The 2921-nt window shown below is 73.5% G+C and carries 2 protein-coding genes and 1 pseudogene; all 3 read left to right on the top strand.

Annotated features, from left to right (window positions below; genetic code table 11):
* Nucleotides 1-101: 101 nt before the first annotated feature.
* On the top strand, nucleotides 102-1724 hold the full coding sequence (locus tag H5J33_RS29445; RefSeq protein WP_309485513.1) for a cytochrome b N-terminal domain-containing protein: 1623 nt from the start codon (nucleotides 102-104) through the stop codon (nucleotides 1722-1724).
* On the top strand, nucleotides 1721-2686 hold the full coding sequence (locus H5J33_RS29450; RefSeq protein ID WP_181797850.1) for a 4Fe-4S dicluster domain-containing protein: 966 nt from the start codon (nucleotides 1721-1723) through the stop codon (nucleotides 2684-2686). The genes H5J33_RS29445 and H5J33_RS29450 overlap by 4 nt, the downstream gene beginning before the upstream one ends.
* Nucleotides 2683-2921: pseudogene (locus tag H5J33_RS29455) on the top strand (polysulfide reductase); the annotation flags it as partial. The gene H5J33_RS29450 and the pseudogene H5J33_RS29455, both read left to right, overlap by 4 nt.

The following is a 2921-nucleotide window of genomic DNA, read 5'->3' on the forward strand; positions in this document are numbered from 1 at the left end:
ACACGCAGTGAGTGATCCGGCACCGGGCGGAAGGCGAGCACGCGGTGGAGGAGTCGCGGGAACGGGGACCGGCCCGGCGCGCGGGACGCGGTGAGCGTCTGGTGACGGCGCTGGACCAGCGGCTGCCGGCCGTCGCCGCGGGCCGTGAGTTCCTGCGCAAGTCCTTCCCCGACCACTGGTCGTTCCTGCTGGGCGAACTGGCGCTGTACAGCCTGCTGGTGCTGGTGCTGACGGGCGTGTGGCTGACGTTCTTCTTCCACCCGGACATGACGGAGCTGCCGTACGCCGGCTCGTACGCGCCGCTGCGCGGCACGATGACCACCGAGGCGTACGCGTCCGTGCTGCACATCAGCTTCGACGTGCGCGGCGGTCTGCTGCTGCGGCAGACGCACCACTGGGCGTCGCTGGTGTTCGTCGCGGCCATCGGCGTGCACCTGCTGCGGATCTTCCTCACCGGCGCGTTCCGGCGGCCCAGGGAGCTGAACTGGACGGTCGGGGTGACGCTGTTCCTGCTCGCCCTGCTGGAGGGCTTCTGCGGCTACTCGCTCCCCGACGACCTGCTGTCCGGCACCGGTCTGCGCACCGCGCAGGGCATCGTGCTGTCGGTGCCCGTCGTGGGCACGTACCTGTCGTTCCTCCTCTTCGGAGGCCAGTTCCCGGGACACGAGATCATCTCCCGGCTGTACGTGACGCACGTCCTGCTGGTTCCCGGTCTGCTGCTGGCGCTGGTGGGCGTGCACCTGACGTACGTCGTGGTGCACAAGCACACCCAGTGGGCGCGGCCCGGCCGCACCAACCGGAACGTGATCGGCAAGCCGCTGGTGCCGCAGTACACGGCGAAGTCCGCGGGCCTGTTCCTGATCGTGGCGGGCGTGCTCGCGGCGATGGCGGCGCTGTTCCAGATCAACCCGGTGTGGGACTTCGGGCCGTACCGCGCCGACCACGTCTCCCTGGACTCGCAGCCCGACTGGTACGTGGGCTACCTGGAGGGCGCGCTGCGGCTGATGCCGGGCGCGGAGACGGACGCCGCCGGGCACACCGCCGTCTGGGACGTGTTCCTGCCCGGGGTCGTACTGCCCGCGGTGCTGTTCCTCGTCCTGTACTCCTATCCGTTCCTGGAGCGGTGGCTCACCGGTCCCGGGCCGGAGCAGCACCTGTGCGACCGGCCGCGGAACCAGCCCACCCGGACCGCGCTCGCCGCGGCGGCCGTGTCCGCCTACGCGGTGCTGCTCCTGGCCGGCGGGCAGGACGTGCTGGCCTACGTGTTCCGGTTGCCGGTGGAACTGATCACCCGCACCCTGCGCGTCGCGCTGTTCGCCGTGCCGTTCGTGACCTTCCACGCCACCAGACGGGCGTGTCTCGGGCTCCAGGCGTCCGACCGGCTGCGGCTGCTGACCGGGGAGACGACCGGCGAGGTGCGGCGCACGGCGGGCGGCGGCTACGAGGAGGCGCACACCCTGCTGCCCGGCGAGGAGGTCTGCCGCATCCTCGTGCGCGACACGCCCCGGCCCCGGACGGCGGGCGCGGAGGCCTGGCGCTGGCTGCGTCGGCACCGGCTGCGCAACGCCCTCAGCCGCTGGTACTTCGGCCGGAGCGTGGAGCTGCCCGCCACGGCGGGGCAGCGGCGCCGAGTGGCGTCCGTGCGGGCCGCGCCGGGCGAGGAGCCCGGGCAAGAGGCGGCGAAAGCCGTGAGCGGGAACGTGAACGGGAAGGAGTCGCCATGACCGAGGGCGCCGACCGGGGCGGTAACGCGCTGTACGGCCCGCAGCCGGACGTGTCCGGCGCGGCCGGCTATCCCGACGCCCCGCCGCGCGTGGGCTTCTTCACCGACACCTCCGTGTGCATCGGCTGCAAGGCGTGCGAGGTGGCGTGCAAGGAGTGGAACGCGATCCCGGAGGACGGCCTGGAACTGACCGGCATGTCCTACGACAACACGCGCGGCCTCGGCGCCGACACCTGGCGGCACGTGGCCTTCGTGGAGCAGAGCGGGCCGCCCGGCGGACCGGAGGCGGCACAGGACGTGGCCGGGAACGTGGACGTGTTCGCCGCCGCGTCCCGGATCGGCACGGCCGCGGAGCCCGCCGGGCCGGTCTCCCCGGTGGCTCCCGACGGCCGTACCGAGCTGCGCTGGCTGATGTCGTCGGACGTGTGCAAGCACTGCACGCACGCGGGCTGCCTGGACGTGTGTCCCACGGGGGCGCTGTTCCGCACCGAGTTCGGCACGGTCGTCGTCCAGGAGGACGTCTGCAACGGCTGCGGCTACTGCGTGCCCGCGTGTCCCTACGGCGTCATCGGCCGGCGGGAGGGCGACGGGCGGGTGTGGAAGTGCACGCTGTGTTACGACCGGCTCGGCGTCGGCCTGGAACCGGCCTGCGCCAAGTCCTGCCCGACGGACTCCATCCAGTTCGGCCCGCTCGACGAGCTGCGGGAACGCGCGCGGGACCGGGTGGCGCGGCTGCACGCGGCCGGTGTCACCGACGCCCGCCTGTACGGCGAGAGCCCCGAGGACGGGGTGGGCGGCGCCGGGGCGTTCTTCCTGCTGCTGGACGAGCCGGAGGTGTACGGGCTGCCGCCGGACCCGCAGGTCACCACCCGGGACCTGCCCGCGATGTGGCGGCACGCGGCGGCGGCCGCGGTGACCCTGGCGGCCCTGGCCCTGGGCAGCTGCGCGAGGAGGAGGCGATGAGCGAGTCGGACGTCACCCGGGACGGTGTGCGGGGCGCGCGACCCGGCCGGGAGGCGGTGACCGGGACCCAGGCGGGCCGCCGCGGGCGGCGGGGCGGCCGGGGTGAGCAACCAGTGGTGCCGCAGGCGGAGTTCGAGTCGTACTACGGCCTGCCGGTCATCTGCAAGCCGCCGTGGGAGCCGCTGGACATCGCCGGGTACCTGTACCTCGGCGGGCTGGCCGGGGCGTCCTCGGT

It is taken from the genome of Streptomyces sp. WELS2, from assembly GCF_013870595.1.
GTDB lineage: Bacteria > Actinomycetota > Actinomycetes > Streptomycetales > Streptomycetaceae > Streptomyces.